At 36.7% G+C, this 25,663-nt stretch carries 26 protein-coding genes; 9 read left to right on the top strand and 17 right to left on the bottom strand.

The genetic code is table 11. The features are described 5' to 3' along the window. Window positions 1-147: 147 nt before the first annotated feature. From gshAB to V7124_RS04225, 10 genes are all read right to left on the bottom strand, one after another. Complete coding sequence (gene gshAB, locus V7124_RS04270) at window positions 148-2,481, bottom strand: bifunctional glutamate--cysteine ligase GshA/glutathione synthetase GshB (RefSeq protein WP_335486432.1); 2,334 nt, start codon at window positions 2,479-2,481, stop codon at window positions 148-150. An 88-nt stretch (window positions 2,482-2,569) separates the two neighbouring features. Next, window positions 2,570-3,016, bottom strand: coding sequence for a MarR family winged helix-turn-helix transcriptional regulator (locus tag V7124_RS04265; protein WP_335486429.1), 447 nt, complete (start codon window positions 3,014-3,016; stop codon window positions 2,570-2,572). 633 nt (window positions 3,017-3,649) lie between these two features. After that, on the bottom strand, window positions 3,650-4,027 hold the full coding sequence (locus V7124_RS04260; RefSeq protein WP_335486426.1) for a RidA family protein: 378 nt from the start codon (window positions 4,025-4,027) through the stop codon (window positions 3,650-3,652). Window positions 4,028-4,462: 435 nt separating this feature from the next. Beyond that, entirely contained in the window at window positions 4,463-4,975 is a 513-nt protein-coding gene (locus tag V7124_RS04255) for a hypothetical protein (RefSeq protein WP_335486423.1), read from the bottom strand. A gap of 74 nt (window positions 4,976-5,049) precedes the next feature. Continuing rightward, window positions 5,050-6,435: a M20/M25/M40 family metallo-hydrolase gene (locus tag V7124_RS04250; protein WP_335486420.1), complete on the bottom strand. Its 1,386-nt coding sequence runs from the start codon at window positions 6,433-6,435 to the stop codon at window positions 5,050-5,052. Window positions 6,436-6,517: 82 nt separating this feature from the next. Further along, window positions 6,518-7,588 (bottom strand): tetratricopeptide repeat protein, encoded by a 1,071-nt coding sequence (locus V7124_RS04245; protein WP_335486417.1) that lies wholly within the window; start codon window positions 7,586-7,588, stop codon window positions 6,518-6,520. A 740-nt stretch (window positions 7,589-8,328) separates the two neighbouring features. Then, window positions 8,329-8,646 (bottom strand): hypothetical protein, encoded by a 318-nt coding sequence (locus tag V7124_RS04240; protein WP_335486414.1) that lies wholly within the window; start codon window positions 8,644-8,646, stop codon window positions 8,329-8,331. Window positions 8,647-8,691: 45 nt separating this feature from the next. Continuing rightward, the gene (locus V7124_RS04235; RefSeq protein WP_335486411.1) at window positions 8,692-9,933 is read right to left on the bottom strand and encodes a hypothetical protein; all 1,242 of its coding nucleotides are present in this window, start codon (window positions 9,931-9,933) and stop codon (window positions 8,692-8,694) included. A 68-nt stretch (window positions 9,934-10,001) separates the two neighbouring features. Next, a complete protein-coding gene (locus V7124_RS04230) occupies window positions 10,002-10,760 on the bottom strand; it encodes a hypothetical protein (protein ID WP_335486408.1) in 759 nt (252 codons plus the stop codon). 11 nt (window positions 10,761-10,771) lie between these two features. After that, window positions 10,772-11,158 (bottom strand): hypothetical protein, encoded by a 387-nt coding sequence (locus tag V7124_RS04225; protein ID WP_335486405.1) that lies wholly within the window; start codon window positions 11,156-11,158, stop codon window positions 10,772-10,774. Window positions 11,159-11,478: 320 nt separating this feature from the next. Here V7124_RS04225 and V7124_RS04220 point away from each other — a divergent pair, with 320 nt between their 5' ends. From V7124_RS04220 to V7124_RS04205, 4 genes are all read left to right on the top strand, one after another. Beyond that, the gene (locus tag V7124_RS04220) at window positions 11,479-11,667 is read left to right on the top strand and encodes a hypothetical protein (RefSeq protein WP_335486402.1); all 189 of its coding nucleotides are present in this window, start codon (window positions 11,479-11,481) and stop codon (window positions 11,665-11,667) included. A gap of 60 nt (window positions 11,668-11,727) precedes the next feature. Further along, the gene (locus V7124_RS04215) at window positions 11,728-12,012 is read left to right on the top strand and encodes a hypothetical protein (RefSeq protein WP_335486399.1); all 285 of its coding nucleotides are present in this window, start codon (window positions 11,728-11,730) and stop codon (window positions 12,010-12,012) included. A 186-nt stretch (window positions 12,013-12,198) separates the two neighbouring features. Beyond that, window positions 12,199-12,378, top strand: coding sequence for a hypothetical protein (locus V7124_RS04210; protein ID WP_335486396.1), 180 nt, complete (start codon window positions 12,199-12,201; stop codon window positions 12,376-12,378). 60 nt (window positions 12,379-12,438) lie between these two features. Then, the gene (locus V7124_RS04205) at window positions 12,439-12,585 is read left to right on the top strand and encodes a hypothetical protein (protein WP_335486393.1); all 147 of its coding nucleotides are present in this window, start codon (window positions 12,439-12,441) and stop codon (window positions 12,583-12,585) included. 307 nt (window positions 12,586-12,892) lie between these two features. On the opposite strand, the gene V7124_RS04200 is transcribed toward V7124_RS04205, so the two are convergent. Beyond that, window positions 12,893-13,969 (bottom strand): hypothetical protein, encoded by a 1,077-nt coding sequence (locus V7124_RS04200; protein ID WP_335486390.1) that lies wholly within the window; start codon window positions 13,967-13,969, stop codon window positions 12,893-12,895. A gap of 791 nt (window positions 13,970-14,760) precedes the next feature. Next, window positions 14,761-14,841, bottom strand: a complete 81-nt coding sequence (locus tag V7124_RS04195) for a helix-turn-helix domain-containing protein (RefSeq protein ID WP_335486670.1) — start codon at window positions 14,839-14,841, stop codon at window positions 14,761-14,763. 131 nt (window positions 14,842-14,972) lie between these two features. Between V7124_RS04195 and V7124_RS04190 the strand changes: the two genes are divergently transcribed. Then, window positions 14,973-16,763: a zinc-ribbon domain-containing protein gene (locus V7124_RS04190; RefSeq protein WP_335486387.1), complete on the top strand. Its 1,791-nt coding sequence runs from the start codon at window positions 14,973-14,975 to the stop codon at window positions 16,761-16,763. Between the two features lie 868 nt (window positions 16,764-17,631). Beyond that, complete coding sequence (locus V7124_RS04185; RefSeq protein ID WP_335486385.1) at window positions 17,632-18,309, top strand: EcsC family protein; 678 nt, start codon at window positions 17,632-17,634, stop codon at window positions 18,307-18,309. A gap of 520 nt (window positions 18,310-18,829) precedes the next feature. Here V7124_RS04185 and V7124_RS04180 read toward each other — a convergent pair. The 5 genes from V7124_RS04180 to V7124_RS04165 form a co-directional block, all read right to left on the bottom strand. Beyond that, window positions 18,830-19,612, bottom strand: a complete 783-nt coding sequence (locus V7124_RS04180; protein WP_335486382.1) for a sugar phosphate isomerase/epimerase — start codon at window positions 19,610-19,612, stop codon at window positions 18,830-18,832. Window positions 19,613-20,070: 458 nt separating this feature from the next. After that, window positions 20,071-20,181 carry an LPXTG cell wall anchor domain-containing protein gene (locus V7124_RS26220; RefSeq protein WP_420490501.1) on the bottom strand — a complete coding sequence of 37 codons (111 nt, stop codon included), beginning with the start codon at window positions 20,179-20,181 and terminating at the stop codon, window positions 20,071-20,073. A gap of 69 nt (window positions 20,182-20,250) precedes the next feature. Next, window positions 20,251-21,129, bottom strand: a complete 879-nt coding sequence (locus V7124_RS04175) for a radical SAM/SPASM domain-containing protein (protein WP_335486379.1) — start codon at window positions 21,127-21,129, stop codon at window positions 20,251-20,253. Window positions 21,130-21,278: 149 nt separating this feature from the next. Beyond that, window positions 21,279-21,488, bottom strand: coding sequence for a hypothetical protein (locus V7124_RS04170; protein ID WP_335486376.1), 210 nt, complete (start codon window positions 21,486-21,488; stop codon window positions 21,279-21,281). A gap of 306 nt (window positions 21,489-21,794) precedes the next feature. Next, a complete protein-coding gene (locus V7124_RS04165; protein WP_335486373.1) occupies window positions 21,795-22,385 on the bottom strand; it encodes a TetR/AcrR family transcriptional regulator in 591 nt (196 codons plus the stop codon). A 144-nt stretch (window positions 22,386-22,529) separates the two neighbouring features. On the opposite strand from V7124_RS04165, the gene V7124_RS04160 reads away from it, so the two are divergent. The 3 genes from V7124_RS04160 to V7124_RS04150 all read left to right on the top strand — a co-directional run bounded on the left by V7124_RS04160 (window position 22,530) and on the right by V7124_RS04150 (window position 25,430). After that, the gene (locus V7124_RS04160) at window positions 22,530-23,579 is read left to right on the top strand and encodes a 2,3-butanediol dehydrogenase (RefSeq protein ID WP_335486370.1); all 1,050 of its coding nucleotides are present in this window, start codon (window positions 22,530-22,532) and stop codon (window positions 23,577-23,579) included. A 748-nt stretch (window positions 23,580-24,327) separates the two neighbouring features. Beyond that, on the top strand, window positions 24,328-24,855 hold the full coding sequence (locus V7124_RS04155; protein ID WP_335486367.1) for an NUDIX hydrolase: 528 nt from the start codon (window positions 24,328-24,330) through the stop codon (window positions 24,853-24,855). A gap of 47 nt (window positions 24,856-24,902) precedes the next feature. Beyond that, entirely contained in the window at window positions 24,903-25,430 is a 528-nt protein-coding gene (locus V7124_RS04150) for an NUDIX hydrolase (RefSeq protein ID WP_335486363.1), read from the top strand. Window positions 25,431-25,663 lie beyond the last annotated feature (233 nt).

Raw genomic sequence — 25,663 nt, 5'->3', positions numbered from 1 at the left:
CATTGAGTGCACCAGGGTTACTATAAAAATCCATAAAAACTAGTAACCTACACAGAGCGACACGTTACGATGCTAATTAAACGTTTGTGTAAAACCGGCACCGCCTTAGATAAATCAAGAAATTCAAGTAGAAATTGGGTATCTGTATTATTGTATTTCCCCAAATAACAAATTGAGAATTTTTTCATCCGCTTTTCGGTTTTGTCCTTTGTAAGGATAACAATGAATATGGATAGCCGGATTAAAGTTAATTTCGATGATACTGTAATTCGAGTCAGTTGCTTCTTTTTCAATGTCATCGATCATCATATCCACTCCACAGAACGTAGCACCGGCAGATTTAGCCGATTGAATGGCAATTTTTTTATAGCTTTCAGGAATTTCATCTGTAAAATCAATGCTGTCTCCGCCGGTACTAATATTGGAGTTCTCTCGCAAATAAACAACTTCGCCTGCACTCGGAATATCGGTGATTTGCTTCGATTGATTTTTCAAAAACATCTTTTCCACTTCACCCAATTGAATTCGTTCAAGAGGGGTTCTATAACCTTTTCCTCGTAATGGGTTCTTATTTTTTTCGTGAACGAGCTGTTCAATCGTGTAAATGCCATCCCCTATAACATTTGCTGGCACCCGATGTAAAATGCCGACAACCTCATCGCCCATTACTAAAAAGCGATATTCCTTTCCTGTTATAAATTCTTCAAGTAATACCGTCTGGTCGTGTTCAAAAGCCATCTCGAAAGCTTTTTGGTAATCTCCAATGGAAAAGTCCCCAGCGAAAATGGTAATGCCAAGTCCAAAATTCGTCGACTTCGGCTTAATGACGATGGGTTTATTCCGATACGTCCCATAATCAGTCAATGCAGAGTCCAAATCACGATAAACCCTTCCCTCTGGTACACGAATGCCGTGCCGCTTAAGGATTTTCTTCGTGACAACCTTATTTTCCATCATTAAAACCGTGCTGTATGAATCAAGCGATGTTTTCGTTGCTTGCTTGACGTACTCGCTGTGGTCTCCTTTTTGCAGCAGAATAAAATTCTCATCACGATCTAAAAATTCAAACGAAATTCCTCGTTTAACCGCAGCTTTCAGCAATAGTTGTGTGGATAGCTCCAAGTCCTCATAACCAATAAATTTGTAACCACTCGCCTTGCCCTCCTCGGCATACTGATGGGCTTTGGCAATGTGGTAAGAAAGATAAGAGGACTTTTGAATTTCAGACTTAACCTGAGCTGCGAAACTAAGCTCATTATTTATTATTTTTTGTTTCTCCTGATCAAGTAAGCGAAAGAATGTCTCGTCATCAGGCTTTAACAGCTGCAGCATTTGCTCCATTTCTTTCATAAGCTCTAAGGCTTTTTCCTCTAAAGTTACATAACGGTCTTCACCAAACAACCTACCCTGCAAACCATTCATGATTAGATTATCATGATTAAGTGCAGCTGCTTTTTGTTCTTCTGCTCCGAAAGGTCGATCTTCTAAAAACATCATAAATAGGAGAAACAAATGAACAAATTTCAACGTTTCTTTGCTTACCCCAATTTTATAAAGGGGGTTTAAATCAATCATACGCACTTCTAAATAGGCGATTCCATCCTCTAACAAAGCTTGATCAACGTCTCTTCCTTTTGCAGGTTTTATTCTTACAGGACTATAATATTCCCTCATACTCAATAATTCCTTGGATTTAACCAGCGATCGTAAGTCTCGGACATACTCTTCAACCGAATCATAAGAAACATAGTATGATTTTTCATTACGGTAGCCGCATACACTATTACGTAAAGAATTCATGTTCGGGAAAAAATAGCTTTCTTCATCCAAATGTTCGCTCATTTGAACACATTTTTCGATATAGGTTTTATCAAAGACAGGACTAGCCCCGGTCAAATAAATGAGCATCCAACGATACTTCAATACGTTGCGTGCTAATTTCAAATAGATACTGTCTTTAAAATCCTTAAAGTTTTTATTGACATGCATAGCATGATATAGCTTTTTTAAAAACTCCTCATCGAACGAAAAATTGTAATGGATTCCGGATAGTAATTGCCTTTTCCGGCCGTATTTTTCGGCCAATAGGAACCGATAATGATCTTCTCCTGGTTCATTCATCATAGCAATGGGGATTTCCTCGTCATTAGGCAATGCCGGTGGATTGCTGCTGGGCCATAGATATTCATCATTTAACTCAAGAGTCACAATATCATGGACCGTTTCTAAAAACTGATACGCCTCATCAATCTTTTCAAAAACAGGCGTAATCATTTCAATTTGGCTTTCCGAAAAATCTGTCTTTATATACGGATTTTCCAATTTACTGCCGAAAGCTTTTGGATGGGGAGTCAATGCCAGTTTTCCATTCCCATCCACTCGGTTATTTTCTTTTTCTAAACCAAAATTGCCACGCCAAAGATCTTTTTGCAAATGGTTTTCTAACACGAGTTGCAATAATTTATGATTCAACATACTCATGATCATGTACCTTCTTTCAGAGTTCCTACCTTTTAATACTTGCAAATTACAAGTATTAGGTTTTTATTAAAGAGCAAGAGATTCTTGCTCAAATGAAAGGTTTACAACAAACCGTTGATTTTGACATGGCCTCGTTTAAAAGTTTGACTGACTTAATAACCATTTCTCGTTCAAAATCACTCATATTAGAAAAAACTTCATTTAAGTATTGGTTCATTTCGGCATTAATTTTAGCAGCCACATAGTTTCCTTGTGTAGTTAAAGTAAGCTGTGAAACACGTCTATCATCCGGAAAAGGCGTTTTTTTTACCAGTTCCATCTTTACAAGTGTTTGTATTTGACGACTAAAAGTGGTGATATCCATCCCTAAAGTATCCGCCACTTGTTGCATTGAAGGTCTATCTTTACGAAGAATTTCATAAACGATGTGACTTTGCACCAGGGATATTTCAGCTTCACCGACTCGGCAACAGTTTTTATTCAAAAGCCCAAAACGCCTTGTCATGACTTGAAAAAGTTCTCTAAGGTTCTCCATTTAACTCACCTCTAATTCATTTATACGATAATTACTTGCAAATTGCAACTTTATTTCTTTCAGATGGAGATAATTTTTTGTATATTAACTTTAAACAGGAGAAAGAAAGGGGTTTTCCATTCTTTTTTACAAATTCCCTTCTCGACAATTTTCTCGTATCTTTTATGAAGCAAACCCCTAGTTACCAACTGCTAAGGTGAATCTAATCAAACGTTTGGATAGCGCAAAAATGACTAAACAAACGTTTGATTAGATGCGGGAAATCCCTTTTGTTAAACGAACTCATGCCAGTTTAGCAGAAGATTTATTGTCGATGAAAGTCCCAGTCTTTGATAATCATCCACAATAAAAATCCATAAAAACTCGTAATCTACACAGAGAGACACCTTTCGATGCCAATTAAACGTTTGTGTAAAACAGGCACCATCTTAGATAAATCAATGGATTCTAGTAGAAATTGGGTAGAATCGTGTCGATGGATAAAGTTAATTTCTAGTTCTCCTGTATACCCCCTGGCAAATTTTACGATTTGCTAATGAACTGGCGGCAACGATGTTGTTCTCATATACCTAATGCCCCACAGTATACCGAGATCTAATGACCTAAAAAAACATCAAACCGTCCCCATGTATTTTATCTTCTAGCTATCATCTCGATTTCAACCTGTGCACCAAGAGGCAGGGATGCCACACCTATAGTGGTACGAGCGGGATATGGCTCAGAAAATTGTTTAGAATAAACTTCATTCATTGCTGTGAAATTATTCATATCAGTTAAAAATACATTCACTTTTTCAACATTATCAGGAGTTAAACCTGCTGCTTCCAATACATTGAAAAGATTCTTAAAACATTGATTTGTCTGCTCAACCATATCACCTTCTACTAGCTTTCCAGTCTGTGAGTCTACTGGAGTTTGCCCAGATAAAAATATAAAATCTCCTGCTTCAATAGCATGTGAGTAAGGACCAACAGCAACAGCTCCAGATGCACTAAAAGCCTTTCTTGACATATGAAACCCCTCCTTAAGATATAAAAATAGGTATATGACAAAATTGTAGGATAAATGGAATATATAAGCAATGTCTTCAAATGCCATTACATTATAAAAAAGAGATTCTATAATGATCGATTAAATTACTCACACCTACTAATTAGCAGATTCCGGCATTTAGAATCAAGAGGGGCCGCTCTTTTCGGTTGGGGTGTCAGGTTAAGCACCCTAGCTGACGAATAGACGGAAAAATTCCGCCTATTTGGTAATTATTGTTTAAAAAGGCTTAAATAGACGGAGAGATTCCGTCTATTTACTTAAAAATCGTAAAAATGTGAGATTTTGCTTGGGATAACCGGAAATCTCCCCTTATTTTCTCAAAAATGAGCCCTATTCTACATTTAACCGGAAATCTCCGCTTATTTTACTATCGCTCAAAAATCACCCCAACTATTAGTCGCAATTTCTTAAATTGTATTCAAGTACACTTAATAATATAGCGAGTTCTTCAATAGAGTAATTTTTTAATAGATTTTCTTTCGTCACATCTTGTAGGTTTATTTCTTCAAATCCAGGAATTTCATTAATATCTATTTCATCGTTCATTAATTCAAAGATTAATTTAACCATATCTTTTTTTAACTTTATAACACGATTGGATACCTGCTTGGTTGATAAACTTCGTTCTTTTCTTTTGGAAGAGTCCGAAGTTATTTTAATTTCGCCATCTGTCCTCTTATCAGCTTTAATGGTTCTATTATGTCCCCAATAGTCAGTACTGCAACTCTCACAAAAACCACTTTCATCGATAATAGAAACTTTCTTCTTGCAAAAATAACAGAGGTACAACTTTTCTCTCTTTTTCTTTACTTTTGCTTTTCCAAAGCAGTAGGTACATACTTCCCTATTTGCAAATTGGGTTGAATCTTTAATCTGGTCACAAACCCGACATCTTATCAAACTCATATATATCCCCCACCCCCAAATATAAGAAATGGTTCTCCCTTTACTTAAAAGCAAACGGGAGAACCACCAACGAATTAATTCACTTGAACCCTCTGTTTCCTTCTTATTCCATTCAACACCCGGCGAAGTTCATGGCCTTTACCTAGAAATGATTGGATTAATTGTGCCGTGCCGTAGCAAGCTCGGATATCTAAATATTCCTTGTCCGTGTGTTCACGATTGTATCCGGCAGAAAGGTTGACACTTTGGATACCGTGTTGAGCCCAAATCCATGTATCACTGCTGCCGCCTGGTGTGCATCTCCAGCCATCCCATCCCGCATCCTTCGCAACTTGTTCAATAAACTCACCGTATTCTGCATCGCAAAACGGAATATATCCCCCACATGAAGTGACAATATCCCCGGTGCCACGGCGGTCAACGACAATCGCCGCATCCGTCCCCCATAGGAAGTAATCATCCACCTTGCTAGCCCCAACAAGCCCGACTTCTTCCTCTACGCTAAAAATAAATTTTATTTTTCCAGAAAAAGTAGTCGAATGAGATAGGGTCTCGGCAATATTCAATAATACAGCAACACCGGCACGATCATCTGCTCCCAAAATCCCTTCACTGCTCGACCATATCCCATTCTCTTTCACAATATGGCGATTCTCCAAAATCTCTTCCACCGTATCTAAATGCGCACTTAAAATAAGAGTGGGACCATGACCTGTCCGATACGTCTTCTCCGCCAACAAATTTCCATGGCGGTCTACCGTGATAAAGTCAACATATGGTGTTAATTTTTCTTGGACTACATCCCTGATCCGCCCTTCATTGCCACTTTCTCCTGGTATAGAAAGGAGTTCCTCTAGTTGCATATAAAAGAGCTGCTCCTTGAGATAGTCAACTCCTTTCTCTAGCCACACTTCCTGGACCACACTCATTTTTTCTGCTAAATCAAGAAGTTCCAATCTTTTTATTGGAAAAGAGATGGTATAGCTTTGCCTATTCTCACGATAGTTAACTCGTTTCATCCCAAGTGCTAAAAGCAATGGCACCAGCTGCTCAATGTTGTTTTCCTTTTTAACAATCGAAACAAACGCAGAATTTCGGTCATGCCCATCACATGAACCATTTGTGAAAAAACCAAGACGATTGAGCTGACGAACAATCCCGCAAATATACGTATCAAGCTCCCGTACCTTTGGTTCCTCCTGCCCTGGTCGGAACCACAGACCTTCTCCACGTCCACGATAGTGAAAATCTAGGAAGCTAATCCAATCTCCTTCTGCTATCGGCTGACTCTGCATAACTAGTGTTTTTTTATCATAACGATAGGATAATTGTGCCTGCTCTAAGATTTGCAGTAAAAATTCCTTGTTGGCCCCCGTTTCATGTCGGCAGTCAAATATATTTTCCTCTTTCTCATTTACTAACCAACCGTGACGAACAAATAATTGATTCCAATTTTTCATACGATCCTCTCCCTTTTGTGAATGTAGCTTTATTATCACAAAAAGGCAGTGACACCCCTGTCACAGGAGATGTCAGTTGTATTTAGTTACTGGAATGAAGGCTGATATATTCATTTGCCACCACATCATCAACACGGTATAAAATCAGGTAAGGGATATTTTCATCAAAATAATAGGCCGTTTCATCCAAGTGTCTAGTCTGAATGATAGCATCCTTTAAACCCATTTGATCCAACCTCGATCTTAACCGTGAAATACTCTTTCTAAAGGTTGCACCCACTACTTCTCCGTCTTTGCCAAAACTCCCAAAATAATGCCGAAACGTAATTCTCGTTCCGGGCTTATCTATCGAACACATTAACAGCATATGCCGTAAGATATCAGCCAGGTCAATTGATAATGCAATCGGTTCTCCGTTAAAAATATAAAAGACCTCACGATCACCAAAACAAAGAACCAATGTATGTTTAGGGGGATGTTCAACGATTTCATCACAAGCCTCTAGGGAACATGTACGGACCTGATTTTTCGTTACGGAATAAAAGGCATGGGATCTTAAATAATTCTCGTTCTGAGACAGGGTGTCATAAATAGGGGAGACTTCATAGCCTTGCAGCTGTTCTGAATCCCTCCACTTTAGCCTTTCCATGTCTTGGTAGGATTGATTGGCAACATATAAGGCACTGTTGGTTAAATACATATGTGCATGAAACAGCTGTTGTTCATTTAATTGATATTGGCGAATTTGATAGAAACGCTGGGAATCGATGGCTGCATGAAAGTATTTAACGGCCTGCACATAGTCCTTTGCTTTATACGATAAAAAACCTAACCGATAATGAGCAATCGGATTATGCTTATCTAGGGTGATAGCGTTTTTCAATGAGCTAATCGCAGTGCGATCATCTTTCACCTGACTCATTTTTAAATAAGTTCCATATTTTATGTAACAATCAATCAACCGCTTTTCGATATATTGCATGTATTCCTTATATTGTTCCTGATCTTTTCTTACTAACAATATCAGCCTTCTATACATTTCTTTGTATATATTGATTAATTGAGAGTAAAAGCCATCTTTTTGCTCCTCTTTTTGAAGCCACTCTATTTCCATATCTTCTAATTGTTCTAGAGTAAACCCTTTCATTCTCATTATTTCACACCAATTTTCAGTATTTTTTTGTTTTTTACGTGGGGACTGACACCAATGGCCTCTACCTGGATGGTGCCACCTGGTTCTCTGCACCTTCTGGTTTATACTCTTTTCTACCTAACCCCTCTCTCGACAAACATCTCTTCTCCTATAGTAAGCAAATCCCAAGTTAACAACGGATAAGGCGAATCTAATCAAACGTTTGGTTAGCGCAAAAATGACTAAACAAACGTTTGATTAGATGCGGGAAATCCCTTTTATCAAACGAACGCATGTCAGTTTAGCAGAAGATTCTTTGTCGATGAAACGTCCCAGTCTTTGATAGTTATCTACTATAAAAATCCATAAAAACTAGTAATCTGCACAGGGCGACACGTTTCTATGCCAATTAAACGTTTGTGTAAAACAGCCATCACTGTAGATATATTAAGAGATTCTAGTTGAAATTGGGTAGAATTGTGTCGATAGATATTTCTGGCTCCTATGTCTCCGATATATCCCCATGGCAAATCATACGTTTGCTAATGGCTATCAGCAACAGTAGCGATTCTCATGGTTCAATCATGGATGGGATCAGGTATTTGAGAAACATTACCTACTAACGAGTAATACGGGGGAATGACCCCAATATTCATTATGGGTGATAGATGTATTTACAAAATTAGTAAATAAAAACACCCACTACGATTATAGTGATGAGCTAATTTAGACGAGTTTCTACAACAACAAAACCCGACTTTTTATAACCTGATATCTTTTTTGACTTTTTTACTAATAAACTGTATGTACTTCTTTATTGGATAAGACATGATTTTTTCAGGTTGTTTGTACTCAATTCCTTGTCCTTTTATTTTATGCAACAACTGTGGGATTGATATCTTATTGTGATAAATGAGCTCAAACTCATTCAACACGATTTCCTTCCACTTTCTCTGGTCACCAATAAAATAAGCTTCACCATTTACATAATGATTTAAAATCTCCTCAACCCTCCAATTAGGAAGTCTGGATGTTATGCTACTCTTTGGTTTCCATTCTCGATCTGAATCTAGCCCCATTTCTATTATTGGAGCGCTTTCAATAATCTGTTGATTTTTCTCGACCTAACCATCTACTCCATAATACTTCGACATATGCTGTATTGCCTGCAAATAAGAATTATTAGAATGATTTTTCCTTTGTAAAGATTTCATATCCCTTTTCAAGTCTGCGTCCATTTGGTGCTTGGTGCGCCCTGTGAAAGGAACATCCGCTGTGCTATCATAATAATCTCTAGTATTTTGAGTTGCTTTCTTCTTTTGTTCTTCTTCCCAAGCTCTGTAAAATTCTATTTGTTTCCGTTCCTCTTCTTCCTTTCTAGCTCTTTCTAACTCTTGCTGCTTTCGTTGATTTTCTTGTTGCTGATACATCTGCTCAAGTTCTCTTTTAAATTCTTCTCGATACCCATCCTCTTTCTCGTTGGTATAAATAAAATCAGATTGTTCATGATTAATTGTTAATGCCTTTTCCAATGGTACTTTTATTGGCTTATATACCGTTCTGGTCTTTCTAAGATTTTCATTTTCTTGTAAAAAACGAATAATATTAATTTCACGTTCATGAGGTGCAAAGTAGGCCATGCTTTTTACTTGGAGTTTGAAAGGACGATTATTAAGTAAAGCATTTTTCAGATTCGAATCCAATCCACATATAAAATCGGTCCATAAGTAATCTTGCTTGGTTTGACTAACACACAATAACTCACCGTCTACTAGGGAAACGTGGTGAATTTCAGGTTCATATGCTAGCCAATAACTATCGAATAAAAAAATGGGAGTGAAATGATGCTGTATGTAAGTATGTCTACGCTTATTTAGGCTATTTGCATATTTTCTATCAGTTTTTAGCCCCGTTAAATAATCAATTGCCCATCTTTGACCATTGGAGAATTCAAGAATAAAATCAGGAACAAAAGTCAAGGTACTCTTAAATCTATACCCGTCAGTCAACCTTATATCGTTTGTTTTACAGGTCCCTTCTAGGTAAGTACGTAAAATGGCTTTACCAGCTCGATGTTTCGGTGCATTCTCTAATTTTTCTTTTTGGCTTTTGTATGTTTTGTGATTTTCGCTATATGAACATTTTTCCTTATCAGAGTGTCTAAAGAAAAACACCTTATCTTCTGATAAAACCATTTCTACCTGCTCATCACAACAAACACATCGAAAGTCACCCTTTTGTGAAAATCGTCGATACCGATCATCTAACTGTTTTTTGACTTCATATCGTTCGTAGCCCTGTTCTTCTAATTCTATGCCCAACCTTTCGATGTCAATCTCGTAATCATTTAATAATGCAACATTCATCTCTTCTCCCCCTTTTGTACAAGTACCGTGGAATTATGTAAATACTAATGTTGAGTGATTATCTTAAATTATAAAACACTAGGGTGCCCATTTTCTTGACACTTGTAACAAGCATGCATCTCAATTGGAATAAGAGTATCCTTGCAAACTTCACAAACTTTCTTCCGTTTCATGTCCCATAAATAGGCACACCGCTTACAGAATGTTTTCGTATCTTCCATTGACATATAACGCTTATAATCATCTATTCCCTGTAAGATTGCTCTCTTTCTAATCTCATCTCCGTATGTGTCCCAGATGTAATCTTGCAATCTTCTATTTGCCATTCCCCGTTTTAAGACATTAAATGAAGGAGCAACGCCTAGCTTTGGATGGTAGGGAACCATCTTAGGTTCGTCAAATTCGTGATAACAATTGGCACAACGATATGTAGGCTTCATCGTTTTTCGTTTGCTAATACTTCTCACACCGCAAGCTGGACACGACTCTTTGGTATCCGTGAATTGCTCCAGATATATTTGAACCTCTTCATCTCTCACATTAGGAAAGGAGTTATTTAGTTTTTCGTTTTCTAAAAAGAGGGCATATTCATTTCTTACACGATTCCTGTATGAAGGTGGTTGCCACATATGCTGTAAAACCATTGGTGGTTTCGTGCTATCGCATTGTTCACAACAGTCTTTAATGAGAGCATTTCTCTTTTTCTTCCAATGATCAGTTTGCCATGGTTTTGTAGTTGAGCCATAAATTTTCTCACCAGCTTCAGCAAACGTTATCTTATCACTACGTAGTGCCTCTTCAATTTTTTCTAGTTCTACCAAGTTCATAATCTAATACCTCATTTCTTATCTGAGGTTGAACTGTAATCGACTTCTTCCTCATTATTAGGGTCTGTTACTTTCACTTTTTCTCCGTTTGCATTTATTCGGTATAACCCAGTTTCATCCTGGTGAAAACCTCCCCAACAATTTTCTACATATGCTTTCCCATATTTACTTTCAAAGTCAAATGGATTAATTCCTAGTGTTTTTTCAGCCTCGGCAATAGCTAATTGGATGAAGTCAGCAGCTAAATTTGCTCTACTGGTTTCTAATTGTTTCGCAAGGTACTGCAAACGGAAATTTGTTTCATTTTCAATCGATACGGAAAACTTCACTGGTTTTGGAATCTTTTCTATTTCTAGCATTGCTACCCGTTCTTCTACATATTTTTGAATTGAGCTCATTTATGGTTCTCTCCTTGATTGGATTATTAAATTTATTACCAAAAAGATTATTATATATATTATTGTCTATATTATCTTACGAATTGGTATTATAAGTCAACAGGTTCACACATTATTCATACAAATTATTAATGGAAACGAATGCTAAATAAAATAACACCAATCAAGGTGAGTATCCAATTTGCACTCATTTACTCCTTCCCATTCATAATTCAACTCTGTTTTTAGGAAAAAAAAGTCCTGTACTAAATAGTTAATTCTAAACTAATACCGATAGGACTCCATAGACTCTTTTACGAAGGAAAAGGCGTAAGACCTTAATGAAGTACATCAAGCATCTACTACATGAAGACCAAGTGCTATTCGTTATCACAACATGGGTCGAAGCCAAGAAGGATAAGAATTGGTATGGAAGACACAAGGATACGAATAAGGTGTATGGAACAGATAGTGACCCGCTCATTCTAATGTACAAGAGAAGCATGCTGAATAATCAGTGGGCTTTTTAATGAAATCGATTCTATATAATGATAGAGTGGAGCAAGAGATAAAACATCGGGGGAATCAGCATGGGAAAATCAGTAAAAGTAATCTTAGCAGGAGTAATTCTAACAGGAGTAATCGCAGGCGGAGCATTCGGAGTATATACACACAACAAGGCAGAGCAGAAAAAAGAAATCAAAGCAGAAATCAAAGAATTAAAGAAGGAGCATAAGAATGCAGTAGCAACTTACGAATTCCATGTTGCTGAATATGATTATGTTAAGATATTGGTTGAGCTTGGCGAATCTGATTATAGTCAACTTGAAGCAGTCGAAGATGTAAGAGTAGAAAAGTTTAATAAAGTGGGCTAAATTTATGATGAAATCGAAGAACTTGAAAAGCAATTGAAGGAATAATTTAATTAAGAAAACTTCAATAATAGTCTTGCTAATTGCGTGTCTTATTTTATTAAAATATCCAAGATTGCCGCAAAGTATATGAAACACAAAGTTTTAAGTAATATTTTTAGAAGCAAGGAAGATTTTCACCGTAGAATGATGGTGTTAGTAGAAAACATTATTAGTTTTGTTACTGAAAATAAGGAAGCAAACGCAGATTTCTTTTACCAACTGCTTAGAGATTTTTACCTATTACTAGTCGGTGCAAATGAAAATCAAACAGTAAAGACACCCAATTTAGTCCTATTAGAAAGATTCTTAACAACCGTTCTAGCATAATACCATCATATCCAATTAAATAGACTCACCCTCCTTTCAATCGTACGTGAATTCTTATTGATGACGGATATGAAAGAGGATGTTGTAAATTCCTCTATATTTAAAATTGAAGTATCCGATGGACAATTAAACCTAACGCCAATGTCATCAACCAGCCAAAATGAAATCATTTTTGTACTAAGTGAGAAAGAACTGCAATTAAAATAGGTAGGGTAACGGCCGTATCAGTCAATGAACTTCTGAAAGTGCTGCCGCTTCAGGTCCATTTATTACTATTCTCCCTAACTGAAAAAAACTTGAAAAGAAGGGTCTCTAACACCCGCAAGGTGGTAGGAGCCCACTCTATTGCAGCTATGAATATCTCAAAACCACTTTTTCGCCTCTGGATGGTGCCTATGTCACCGGTTTTACTACAGACACCGAAATTAATAAAACTAGAGAATTAATAGGCGCCGATATGTTTATCCAATTAACCGTACATTAACATTTTCCCTTTTTATTTTTACCAACAAATTCAATATAAGATAATCGTACCATCCGAAAAAAGTTCCATATCATCATTTGAAATTGGATTATAAATCAATAGATGATCTTTAATTGATTGGAAGTCCCCTGTACTTAACAATTCAAAAACTTCGCTAGCTATACCATATTTTTTCTTCTCGCTACCTATCTTTGCGAAAAAATCATCATTAATAATGTTAGGAAAAAGGCCATGTGATTTGTTTAAAATATAATATTTTTTATCATCTACAATTTTCTCCTCTATAGGCTGCATCATTTGCAAATTTTCACCAGAGGCTAGTCCTACTGCTTCTTCCGTTAATCCAATAAGCATAAACCAAGATGCAAAATGATATTTAATTAGAGCTAGAGGGTCTTTTACAGTTACATCTGTTTCTATCTCAGGATCTGAGAAATGCACACATGCATCCCATGATGTTACACTCTCTTCGGGGAATAACACAACTGTTCCAAATGAATTTTTCACAGCGGAACCAATAGGACTAGCTGCTAGTATTGACTTACCGGAATCACATTGCTCTAGGGCTACCCTCAATGTACTTTTTAAACCATTTTTTACTTGATTGACAGTTGAACCCTTAGATTCAAGTAAATCAATTTGTTTTGCTTTCAAGGAATCACAAAGAACAAAATCTGGGCTACTTTGTTTATCAACTTTAATATAATGTCCCTGACTACGTAAGTAACCTTCAAAATCGACTATAATGGGCTTTCCTAAAATATCTTGAGCAAACAAATAAGATATTGCCTGCGCTAATTCTCCAACTCTCGTTGTTAATGAAAAATCTCTAAATTTCAAATTTATATCATCAACAAGCGCAAGTTTTTTAGTATTTCCTACTAATGTTTGCAAAGATAATATAGAACTCATTGACTGAAAAGCCAATTCTATTCTTCTAGGATTTATTGATAATATCGTCCTTGCTAAAGCAACTGAAACCCTAAGAGCTGAGAAATGCAGTTGGGTAGGACCCGTTCTAGTTTTTATAATGAGCCTACTATGCTTAGTACGAGCTGAAACACAGGTATATTCTTCAAGATTAATGCTTCTTCTTCCAATTAACACGACCATTTTCCCCTTACTTTTCTTTTATTTACATTAGATCCTTCGCAATTTTACAAGTTGTTTTACTTTTTTCAATATTTAACTTACCAGATTTATCTATATTTGGAAACTAAAATTCCAAAAAATGTTCTTTTGTATCTGTGCTGAGGTAACATTCAAATAAATTTCTTTTTAATCTGTGAATGATACTTACTATCGGAACTAACAGAACCCAGTTCGTTATCTTTTATTTTTTAGATGTATACAAACTATCTGACGACAGTGATATGAAGAGATTTAGATGATGATTATAGATGTTAACGGTCCGTGAAAGGAACCTTAGGAGTTTTTAATCTTAGATTCTTTGAATAATATAGTCAGATCCGTATAGTTTAGCATTACTTTCCTTTATACTATTGTTCCAAGGTAATGTGACAGGTACAAGAAATAAAGATACACTCTGACAAATCGCATACGGCTGGCGGAGAGCTGAACGCAGAAGAGGAAAATGCGGTGTTTTCAACCCTGTAGAATAATATACACCTCTCCCCAGTCGAATTGGAATTGGTGGCCGAGTTGAAAATCAAAAGAAATAAAATCTTCCTATATTTATTGCCTGCGTTTAGCTACTATTTTTACGAATGTTGGAGACAGAGCCTTTAAAATCATATTCATCTTGTAATCTTCTAAAAATCTTAATAGCGGTATGCTTCTGCTTTTTCCACATCTTTACGTCATCTTCTATCTATGATCAATGATTGGAATAACCCGTTTTGTTTCTGGAAAATACTCTTTGTTCCATAAACATTTTTTCATAAGACTGTTGTTGGAGCTGTATTATTTTTTAGATATTTACTTACGGTATTTCGAGAGATTCCAAGTTTTTTCGCAATATGCCTTTGCGATAAACCTTCAACCTATTTTAAGAGTTTGATAATATAAAATTGAACCATTTCGATCATCCTTTTTGTCCTCTCTATGAAGTATTTTTGGTTACTTTCTATCATATAAGAGGTATATAAAATTGGAAAACAAGTCGCTCGTTTTTTATGTAATCAAATTTAATTTATCAAAAACACCAAAATATAAGACTAGGAGTAGGAAAATGCCTAAGTTACCAACTAAAGAAAAAAGTCTTCTTAGTATATACCCGGAGATTGCAAATCAATGGCATGAGGAATTAAATGGACAGATAACACCAGACAAAGTATTTCCAAAATCAAATAAGGAATTTTGGTGGAAATGCCCATCAAACTCTAATCATATTTGGGAAGCCTCTCCAAATACTAGAACTAGATCTGGCTGTCCCTTATGTGCGGGAAAAATAACCGAATCTTTAGCCGATCTTTTTCCGGAACTTAGTGAAGAGTGGCATGCACTCCTCAATACACCAATTACTCCAAATGACGTCACTCCAGGGTCAACAAAAAAAGGATGGTGGACCTGCAAAGTTTGTTCCTACGAATGGGAATCAACTATTAACAATCGAAAAAATGGTAATGGTTGTCCAAGTTGTGCAGGGAAGGTTGTAACTAAGGAAAATTGTCTGGTGACGATTGCTCCAGAGATTTCAAAAGAATGGCATCCTGAAAAAAATGGCAATCTATCCCCATCTGAAGTACACGCCTACTCAAATAAAAAATATTGGTGGATTTGTGAAAGAGGACATGAGTGGAAAACAACACCAAACCATAGGGTTACCGGTACGGGTTGTCCAATATGTAAAAAAGGATTTAAAATATCCTTTCCAGAACTTTGTTTATATTATTATCTAAACCGCATTTTCCCTGATGCAAAATTAGATCACAATTTTAGCTTCTTTAAAAATAGTGCTGTGGATATTTATATTCCATCAATTAATTTGGCCGTAGAATATGATGGATATTATTTTCATCGCAAGAGAAAGGCAATTGATGTAGATAAGGTGAATCAACTTACTCAGAACAAGATTAATCTTGTCAGAATTCGTGAAAATGGTTTACCACGCCTTCATATAAGTCCTATAGTAAAAGTAATTGAGTACCAACATAAAGATGACACTTCATTAAAAAATTGTGTATTAAATTTAACAAACTATATAGGGGCAACCTTTGACCTCTCACAAGAACTTATAATGAAGCTTGAAACACTCAAAAATATTGATATAAAAAAGGATAAACTCAAAATTCTAAACCTCTTACCACCTGTAAATCGCAAAAATAGTCTATTAGAAAATAATCCGGAGTTAACTGTGGAATGGGATCTAAACAAGAATGACGCATTACTTCCTGAGCACGTACCTTCATCTTCGCACTTATACATTTGGTGGAGATGTAAATACGGACATTCTTGGCAAGCTCCAGTATATACAAGAATTAAAGGTCATGGGTGCCCCGTTTGTGCTGGTCAAAAAGCTACACTGGAAACCTCCATAGCTACAATCAATCCAGCCTTAGCCGATGAGTGGCACCCAATTAAGAATGGAATACTTACACCTGAATACTTTTTACCTAATTCAAATAAAAAAGTATGGTGGATTTGTAAAAACAACCATGAGTGGGAAGCAGCTATCAATAAAAGGACTATAGGGCGTGGCTGTCCTTATTGTTCTAACAAAAAGATAAACTCTACCAATAACTTAGCAGTTAGAAATCCATACTTGGCCCAGGAGTGGCATCCTACTAAAAACAAACCTTTAGCACCAGATCTAGTAACACCAGGATCAGATAAGAAAGTCTGGTGGCTTTGCAAAAATGGGCATGAATGGGAAGCGCATATCTACAGTCGAAACAGTGGACGAGGGTGTATGGAGTGTTATACAAATAGAAGAAGATAACGTTTTTATAATGAGATAAATTTGTAGTTTGACCTCTTTAACATACTAGAATTATCAAAAAATTAGCATTTGATGACATGTATAGCATTCCTATTTTTATTGATCACCACATTTTTAATTTAATTTAAAAAATGATAACAATCACAGATTCCTGGCAATAATATTAGCGTCGACTAAACATAACAGGAGGTTCTGTAAGTGTTAACGTACCATTAGATTAGCAAATACAAACACTAGGTAACTATATTCTATAAGGCGATAAAGCGAACTCATGTCAGTTTTGCAGAAGATTTTTTGTCGGCGAAGCGGACCAGTCTTTGATAATGATCTACAATAAAAATCCATAAAAACTAGTAATCTACACAGAGCGACACGTTACGATGCCAGTTAAACGTTTGTGTAAAACAGGAACCTCCATTGATAAATTAAGAGATTCTAGTAGAAATTGGGTAGAATCGTGTCGATGAAAATATATATGTCTCCTGATATCCCCTAGGAAAATCCTACGATTAGCTAATGGCTAGCAGCAGCTCTTACTTTCTTTTTTTGCTTTTGATGTTATAGCATATTGAAATGCCGGAAAGCTTGTTTAAGGTCGTCCTGTTTGTTTGAAGGACATGGGTGAACCCTCGAGGTTGGTGATTGCCTATTTGGCGAAATTCGAGGCTTAAGCCCGCAAACTTCTTTCATATGTGCAATCCAACAAGTTTTGACAGAGTAGCCATGTTTTTGTTTTATGTAGTCCTGGACCTGCTTATAAGTAGCCATTTAATCACATCCTAGCTAGTTAGATAAAAAGGAATTATAGTATCAATTATTTTTCTAACAAAGTATAATTTTACCATATAGACATAGGATGGTGATGGAAATGTTGAAAGATGTAAAAACCTTTACCCACGAGGCTATGATGAATACATTAGATTGGTCCTATGATAAAGCTTTAAATGGTGGAATACCTGGGATGGATACTGCAATCGAGCTAGCAGATAACTATCTAAAAAAGACGGGTAGTTTAGAAGAGCAGGTTAATCGTTTAATTCGCTGGCAAAACACGAAAAGTGCAACAAGTGGCTTTTTGACAGGATTGGGTGGAATTATTGTCTTGCCTGTTGCGATCCCTGCTAATATTGCAAGTGTTTTATTGGTGCAAATTAGAATGGTTGCAGCTATTGCTCATATGGGAGGCTATAACCTAAAAGATGATGAAGTAAAATCTTTTGTTTATCTATGCCTGGCAGGTAATGGCGCTAAGGAAATTGCAAAGAATACAGGAATTGTTATTAGCCAGAAGCTTGCGATAAGTGGGATTAAAAAAATCCCATCTGCAGTCATTACAAAAATAAATCAAGCAGTTGGATTTCGCCTTCTAACAAAATTTGGTGAAAAAGGTGCCATAAATCTTGGTAAAGCTGTACCTTTGGTAGGTGGGGTTATTGGCGGAACTGTGGATGCTATTACAACGAACATAATTGGAGATGTAGCACGAAAAATCTTTATAGAAAAAGATAATATTGGTGATGAACCGTTCATCATTGATGTTAATTAAAAATAAAGACTGTTTTCGTAGAATGGTTATTACAAAACTTTCCGAAATGGGTACCTGATTCGGACACCAACCCCAGCGGAATTAGTCAAAGTTGTCCGAATCCCCCCCTTGATTAGGACAAGAAGCTATTTAAGGTTGTATTAGATATGTAAGAGAAATTGTTTCAGGAGATAAATAGGAGAGGTTGGGGAAAACAGTTGAGAAAAATGATTGATCTTGGACACATCATCCGATTACCGAGTATGGACCTAGTCCCTCTGATGGCTCCTTTTTTTCTCTCTTTGCTATCCCTCAAGCCTTACTCCCTTTTTATTATGGAGGCTTGACCACAGTCACTGGATTTAATAATCTCTCCTCTCAATAACCTCTGAGAACCCAGCAAAACCATACCCACGGTCCTACTCTTACTGCTGAATAATGATAGTTAAAATTAACTATTTGTACGATCAGAATTGAAAAAAGTATCCATCACTATTTCCTACTACCACCAATAAAAAGCCACCAGAGACATCCCTGTTAGTCACTTTAATAAATCAACTAAATAAAGATGGCTTTCATACATTTCGAATGCATTCGTTTTATCTTTAAGAGTAATTTCATAGATATATGGTTTGTTCATTAAAAACGGAAGAAGGGGTTCCCACTGAATTAAACCCGTTCCCAGTTGCAATCCATCATGCTTCTGACCTTCACTATCGACGACATGAAAATAATGAATATAGGATTCTAACGTTTTTATCTGCTCTAGCAAAAGTGAGTTATTACCTTTAAAGGAGATAAAGGCGTGGCTAATATCATAGGCTAATGGCAAATGTAATGGCTTGACGATTTCCTCGAACCAATTCGTGTTTTCGGCAGTAAATAGACCATGAATGGAATTCTCCCATAAAAAAACATCTTTTCCGTATGTTAAAATTTGTTTCATTTCATTGACCATTTTTTCATTATTTTCGCTATTGATAGATGAGGTGGCAGATGGTAAATAGTGAGGGTGAATGATGCATTTTATCGAATGGGTTAAACAAATTTCAGCAAGAATCCGAGTTGATAAATGATAGAAAAGATAATCTTCCTTCTGTTCGTGGATAATATTTAAATATCTCCCATTGTATTTTGTCGGGTGATGCAAATAGACATCATAACCAAGGTTTAAAAGCATGGAGATGGTATTTTCTAATTGGTTCCTTTTGTCTTTAAACAAATCGTCCTCATGTAAATGCAGTTCAATAATATCTGGCTTATATCGTAATCGATCATACAATTGTTCCGGTTCGTACGAACATTTTAAGCCTAACTTCAGCATTACACATCACCCTTTCATTGAACGCTGACATGGAAAGAAATGTATTGTTTCCTCCATTATAACAAATCAACAAGCATGCTTTGTTAACTTAAAGTAAATTCTTAAATTCCTTCCATTACAGCCTCAACCAACTTGCCGACCAACATCCTGTGTCCAACGTTTACTTCACTCCAAATGGTAATTTAGCTTCCTCCAATGGAGCATAAATTGCATTTACTTTTCACCAAACTATCGTGAGAACCACTTCTATTATGAACAACTCAATATTAATTCCACTTCATTAAATTCCTCTTGAATACCTACGGGATTAAAACAAACATTTTCATCAACCGATATCTATCATAATTACTGAACAAAAAGGCCACCAGAACCGCCTCCATGTTCCGACCTTCAGTCCGTTGAAAAATAAAATTGCTCAGAGTTCATAATACTCTGAGCAATTTTATTTATTCATGATCCTAAGAATTTCTTCTCTTTACATATCCTACTAAACCAATCCCCATACCTGCTAGTATCAGAATCAGCCCAACTGCCAGCCAGTTATATTGATTTGTAGCAGTATTTGGCAAATCACCATTTGAAACAGGGGCTTGAGAAGCTATAGATACAAAGCTACTATATCCTAGCCATTTGCCTATCTATTTCCCAAACCTTTTGCGATATCCGCATTTTCTACATAGTTCCTCCACTGCCACTCTTCGTGAAAAACCAGCTACAAGGTTTTTTGCTCTATCCATCTCGATAATATCAGAAAATGAATGATCATTAATATTTCCAAGGTTGATCACTCCCTCACCATCTAGACAACAAGGAATAACCGTTCCGTTTGCTAAAATACCTGCTTGATTTCGCATGCCATAGCAGAAGCCCTTGCCATCATCTTCTTCTTCATGTAACGCGGGCCACTGAAACTCATAATCTTGATTGATGAAGATGCGGTCTGCAATTTTCACGCCGCTGCCTGGTACTACCTTCTCTTCAATTTTGTAGTCTAAATCAAACTCTTTCTCAATCATTTCTAGTAATTCTCTGTTTCGTTTTCTTTCCATATTCGTCGTATTGTCTTGTGTAAGGTTCCATAATCTCAGGGAAACAATCATTTCTGATTGACTCGTTGCTTCTTGAATAAAAGAAAGGATACTTTTCACATATCCTTCCTTATCTTTAGATCCAATATGGCCATCAAAACTATGGAGGGAAAAATTCATTTGTCTTAGTGCAGGCTTATTTAATAATTTCTCCCGCTTTTTATTAATTAATGTTCCATTGGTTGTGATGTTAACCTTAAACCCTTTTTCATGACTTACGTCTAACAATTGGTCTATTTTAGGATGGAGCAGCGGCTCACCTTTTACATGTAAATAAATGTAGTCTGTGTGCGGTTTAATTTGGTCTAATCTTTTCGAAAAATCCTTCACAGAAATGAATTGCTTCTGTCGTTCTGTTGGCGGACAAAAGCTGCATGCAAGATTACATACACTTGTAATCTCTAAGTAAAACTTCTTGAATTTCTTCACTATCGATTCCTCACTTCTTTGACCACTTAAAACTGGATGAACTATTATTCTATCACTATCACATCACTAATTCATTATTAGGAACATGGTTATTCAAGGAAACTACCATTACCATTTTTCTTTTATTTATCCTACCACTCTCTACATGGTCAGCCTCCTGGATGGTTCTCATGGTACCTTGTGATGGCTGCTTCCATGGCTAAGTAGGGATCGACCTTTATTTTCCTTCTAATACCACCACTTAAAAACCCGTCCCCATAGTCTAAAATCGGATGGACTTTACACTCTTTTCTACTTATCCCTCGCTCGACAAACGTTTGATTAGTTGTTGGGAAATCCCTTTTGGTAAACGAACCCATGTCAGTTTGGCAGAAATTTTTTTGTCGATGAAACGTCTCAGTCTTTGATAATGATCTACAATAAAAATCCATAAAAACTAGTTAGCTACAAAGAGCGACACATTTTGATGCCAATTAAACGTTTGATTGAAACAGTCACCACCGTAGATGATTCAAGAGATTCTATAGAAATTAGGTAGAATAGTGTCGAGTTCTTCTATTAACAATTTAATATTATGCTTTTTATTTAACCAACGCGCTTCACCGCATTAAGCTTTAGCCGAGTGGGGGTCTGACCCCAAAATGCGAAAAGCCATCAGAACCTCCTTATGGCCTTTCCACCGATACAAGATTTATTACCTTTGTATTAGATAAGATGGTCAATTGTTCCATCATGTAGGCTGCCGAGTGAAAATTGTTTTTAATCCAGAAAAAGATGAGTCCGAGGGTAGCACTAGTCTGATAATGTAAAAACATTTCATAGTTCACTTCCCCTGCTTCGGACTGTAGTTCCATCCGAATGTCCTTTGAAAAAATTTCAAAAAACAACTCCTCCATTTGTTGTTTGAAAACGGGATGACTTAGGTAGAGTGCAAGAAAAGCCTTCTTATGCTTTTCGATATATTCAAAAATCCGAACCGTCGTCGGTGTTAACGTTTTGATTTTAATTGTATTCTTTTCTTTGAATGGAGTTAATATCTCCTCTTTTAAACCCTCACGCACATCACATAAAATTTCCTCTAGTAAATCGGATTTATTTGAAAAATGATCATAAAACGTGGCACGGTTTACATCTGCATATTGGGTAATCATAACAACGGTTATTTGATCATCTGTATACTTTTCGATTAAATCGATATAGGCATTTTTTAAAGCTAACCTTGTTTTCTTAGCTCTTCTATCTGTCATTTGTTTCATTTTTCTCACTCCTACTACGCACAAAAATAGACGACACTTTTCGGATAAGTGTTGGTTATACGACAATTATACTACTTTTGTTTTTTTCATTTCCAGATAGAGTGTTACAGTTAAAGTGTAATGAAATAAAGGAGGAGAACACATATGAAGGCAGCGGTTTGGTATGATCAAAAAGATGTAAGAATTGAAGAACGAGCAGTAAAAGATGTAAAAGATAATGATGTTAAAGTGAAAGTAGCCTGGTCTGGAATATGTGGAACCGACCTACACGAATTCGAAATTGGTCCTATTTTACTCCCCAAAGAAACACCAAATGCCTATACAGGCGAAACGACTCCAATCGTTCTAGGCCATGAATTTTCAGGTATCGTTGAAGAAGTCGGCAAAAATGTAACTGAATTCAAAAAAGGAGATCGCGTCGTCGTAAATCCTGTAATAACTCGAGGAAATCATGCAGCAGAAATTGACCGTTATTACGAGTTTTATTCTCTAGGTTTGCATACAGATGGTTCTTTTGCTGAATATGTAGTTACCAATACAGAAAATGTCGTTCCTGTTCCTGAAGAACTACCATTAGATAAAGCAGCACTTACTGAACCATTATCGGTTTCAGCCCAAGCCGTTAAAGAAGGAGAAGTAAAAGAAGGAGATACAGTAGCCATCTTTGGATGCGGCCCGATTGGTTTATTTGCCATTGTAGCGGCAAAAGCAGCAGGTGCAAAAGAAATTTATGCCTTTGACTTATCAGATGAACGTTTGGAAAAAGCACAGCAAGTTGGCGCAACACATGTTTTAAACACACGAAACGAAGATGCAGTCGCTTACTTGAAAAACAGACATCCAGAAGGTGTAGATGCAAGCTTTGAAGTTGCTGGTGTAAAACCAACGTTTGATTCTGCAATCAGTGTGACAAAACCAAAAGGTAATGTCGTGGTCATCGCCATCCATGCAAGAAACTTTGAATTCAATCCTGTGCAATTAATGCTTTCAGGCGTTAAACTATCATCTTCTCTAGGATATGAACATGAAACATTCAAAAAATCACTCGACATTTTAATGAACAAAGAGCTTGATATAAGTCCAATCATGACAAAGAAAATAGAACTAGATAACATTGTTGAAGAAGGCTTCCATTCATTATCAAGCGACCTCTCACAAGCAAAAATCTTAGTCAAACTAAGTGGAGAAATGTAGGTTCAGTCGCTGTGATGATTACAGCCCTGCAAAACCATCAGGGTGATGGCTGTCTCGGTTTACTTTTATCAGAACCACCCTTATGCTTCCTACAGGCGCAGGGTGGTTTTCTCGTTTTCTAGAACATTCTTCCGAAAAAAATATGCACTAATTTCCCGCACATTTCCCTTCAGAACTTCTCGTTCTGTGAAAGGGCGAAAGTCACACGAACGAATCTCCAATTAGCATGGTTAGCATGTCCTCTACTTTACACTCCTTTCTACTTATCCGGATCTCGACAAACTTCACTCCTCTAAAATAAAACAAACCCCTCCACAACAGCAAAAACAGCAAATTCAATCAAACGCTTGATTACTAGAAAATTTACTAACCAATCGATTGATTAAATGTGGGTAAAACCCTTTTGGTAAACGAACTCAGGCCAGTTTGGTAGAAAAAACCCTGTCGATGATTGGTCCCTGTCTTCGATAAAAATCCGAAATAGAAACCTATAAAAACGTCTCATCTACACACATTGACACGTTTTGATACTAATTAAACGTTTGATTAAAAATACATCCACCACTGATAAACAAAACGTTTCTATAAAAATATACGTCGAATGATGTCACCCCAAACGCAGTGACATACTTCACCGCATTAAACTTTAGCCGAGTGGGGGTCTGACCCCAAAAAATTGGCATAAAGGTTTTTCTACGTTCACCAATGGTTTAGAATAGATGTAGTGAAAAAATAAGAGGTGAAATAGATGAATTGGAAGATAAATAGTTCAAATATAGAAAAAGTAGATCGTTTTCGGATTACGATTGATGAGGTGGTTCTACCTAATGGGGATGAAAAGTCTTTCTCCTATATAGACTTTGCCAAAGGAATTTGTGTACTCCCCATCACAGCTAACGGAGAAGTACTTTGTATCAAACAATATCGACACGTGGTAAAAAGCTGGGAGTGGGAGCTTCCTGCTGGAATGATTGACCCAACAGACACAACACCCTTGATTGCTGCGAAAAGAGAACTTGAAGAAGAAACAGGCCATACAGCAGAACATTGGCTAGAATTAGGGAGCTTTTATCCATCTCCAGGCTCCACAACGGAAGAAATCTTTTTATTTGCCGCAGCTGGTTTAAATCCTTCCGAACAAAAATTAGAAAATAGCGAGCAGCTTGATCTACATAAGCTAACAATGGAAGATTTGAAGACACTGATTCAAAAGGGCGAATTCAAACATGGCGCAGGTCTGGCTGCTATTTTACGCTACAAGTTTATAACCGATTAACAGAACAAAAGGGGTGATTGTGAGTAACGACTGCGAGGTGAAGAAAAATGACTTGGAAGATAGAAAGTTCGAATACAGAAAAACTCGGTCGTTTTAAAATTACGATTGATGAAGTTATACTTCCCAATGGGGATGAAGCCACATTTTCCTTTATAGACTTTGCCAAAGGAGTTTGTATTCTCCCCATCACAAATCATGGAGAAGTACTTTGTATTAAACAATATCGACACGCGGTAAAAAGCTGGCAATGGGAACTTCCTGCTGGGATGATTGATACAGCTGACATGCCACCCATGGATGTCGCTAAAATAGAACTGGAGGAAGAAACAGGTTATTTAGCAGAACATTGGCTTGATTTAGGAAGCTTTTATCCTTCCCAGGGATCCACAACAGAAGAAGTCTTTTTGTTTGCAGCCACCGGTTTGATTCCATCCGAACAAAAGTTAGAAACCAGTGAACAAATTGTAGTACATACACTATCGATGGAAGAATTGAAGACGTTAATTCAAAAGGGCGAATTCAAGGATGGTGCAGGACTAGCTGCTATTTTACGATACAAGTTTATAACCGATTAACAAGGAAAAAAGCGTAAAGGTGATCTTTTACGCCTTTTTCCTGTATCTTCGTTATGACAAAACCCCTTCTCGACAAACTTCTCTTCGTTAAAACCATTCAAACCCCTCCACAACAGCAAATACAGCAAATCCAATCAAACGTTTGATTAATAGAAAATTCACTAACTAATCAATTGATTAAATGTGGGTAAAACCCTTTTAGTAAACGAACTCATGCCAGTTGGTTAGAAAAA

The sequence above is a fragment of the Neobacillus niacini genome (assembly GCF_036961885.1).
Lineage (GTDB): Bacteria > Bacillota > Bacilli > Bacillales > Cytobacillaceae > Neobacillus > Neobacillus niacini_H.
The sequence above is the reverse complement of the archived record's forward strand: the minus strand, read 5'-3'. Positions and strand labels throughout refer to the sequence as shown.

What these genes read in the sequence shown, in the direction of transcription:
- gshAB (WP_335486432.1), bottom strand. Translation starts at nt 2,481, where the DNA reads ATGAGTATGTTGAATCATAAATTATTGCAACTCGTGTTAGAAAACCAT.
- V7124_RS04265 (WP_335486429.1), bottom strand. Translation starts at nt 3,016, where the DNA reads ATGGAGAACCTTAGAGAACTTTTTCAAGTCATGACAAGGCGTTTTGGG.
- V7124_RS04260 (WP_335486426.1), bottom strand. Translation starts at nt 4,027, where the DNA reads ATGTCAAGAAAGGCTTTTAGTGCATCTGGAGCTGTTGCTGTTGGTCCT.
- V7124_RS04255 (WP_335486423.1), bottom strand. Translation starts at nt 4,975, where the DNA reads ATGAGTTTGATAAGATGTCGGGTTTGTGACCAGATTAAAGATTCAACC.
- V7124_RS04250 (WP_335486420.1), bottom strand. Translation starts at nt 6,435, where the DNA reads ATGAAAAATTGGAATCAATTATTTGTTCGTCACGGTTGGTTAGTAAAT.
- V7124_RS04245 (WP_335486417.1), bottom strand. Translation starts at nt 7,588, where the DNA reads ATGAGAATGAAAGGGTTTACTCTAGAACAATTAGAAGATATGGAAATA.
- V7124_RS04240 (WP_335486414.1), bottom strand. Translation starts at nt 8,646, where the DNA reads ATGGGGCTAGATTCAGATCGAGAATGGAAACCAAAGAGTAGCATAACA.
- V7124_RS04235 (WP_335486411.1), bottom strand. Translation starts at nt 9,933, where the DNA reads ATGAATGTTGCATTATTAAATGATTACGAGATTGACATCGAAAGGTTG.
- V7124_RS04230 (WP_335486408.1), bottom strand. Translation starts at nt 10,760, where the DNA reads ATGAACTTGGTAGAACTAGAAAAAATTGAAGAGGCACTACGTAGTGAT.
- V7124_RS04225 (WP_335486405.1), bottom strand. Translation starts at nt 11,158, where the DNA reads ATGAGCTCAATTCAAAAATATGTAGAAGAACGGGTAGCAATGCTAGAA.
- V7124_RS04220 (WP_335486402.1), top strand. Translation starts at nt 11,479, where the DNA reads ATGAAGTACATCAAGCATCTACTACATGAAGACCAAGTGCTATTCGTT.
- V7124_RS04215 (WP_335486399.1), top strand. Translation starts at nt 11,728, where the DNA reads ATGGGAAAATCAGTAAAAGTAATCTTAGCAGGAGTAATTCTAACAGGA.
- V7124_RS04210 (WP_335486396.1), top strand. Translation starts at nt 12,199, where the DNA reads ATGGTGTTAGTAGAAAACATTATTAGTTTTGTTACTGAAAATAAGGAA.
- V7124_RS04205 (WP_335486393.1), top strand. Translation starts at nt 12,439, where the DNA reads ATGACGGATATGAAAGAGGATGTTGTAAATTCCTCTATATTTAAAATT.
- V7124_RS04185 (WP_335486385.1), top strand. Translation starts at nt 17,632, where the DNA reads ATGTTGAAAGATGTAAAAACCTTTACCCACGAGGCTATGATGAATACA.
- V7124_RS04180 (WP_335486382.1), bottom strand. Translation starts at nt 19,612, where the DNA reads ATGCTGAAGTTAGGCTTAAAATGTTCGTACGAACCGGAACAATTGTAT.
- V7124_RS04170 (WP_335486376.1), bottom strand. Translation starts at nt 21,488, where the DNA reads ATGGGTTCGTTTACCAAAAGGGATTTCCCAACAACTAATCAAACGTTT.
- V7124_RS04165 (WP_335486373.1), bottom strand. Translation starts at nt 22,385, where the DNA reads ATGAAACAAATGACAGATAGAAGAGCTAAGAAAACAAGGTTAGCTTTA.
- V7124_RS04160 (WP_335486370.1), top strand. Translation starts at nt 22,530, where the DNA reads ATGAAGGCAGCGGTTTGGTATGATCAAAAAGATGTAAGAATTGAAGAA.
- V7124_RS04155 (WP_335486367.1), top strand. Translation starts at nt 24,328, where the DNA reads ATGAATTGGAAGATAAATAGTTCAAATATAGAAAAAGTAGATCGTTTT.
- V7124_RS04150 (WP_335486363.1), top strand. Translation starts at nt 24,903, where the DNA reads ATGACTTGGAAGATAGAAAGTTCGAATACAGAAAAACTCGGTCGTTTT.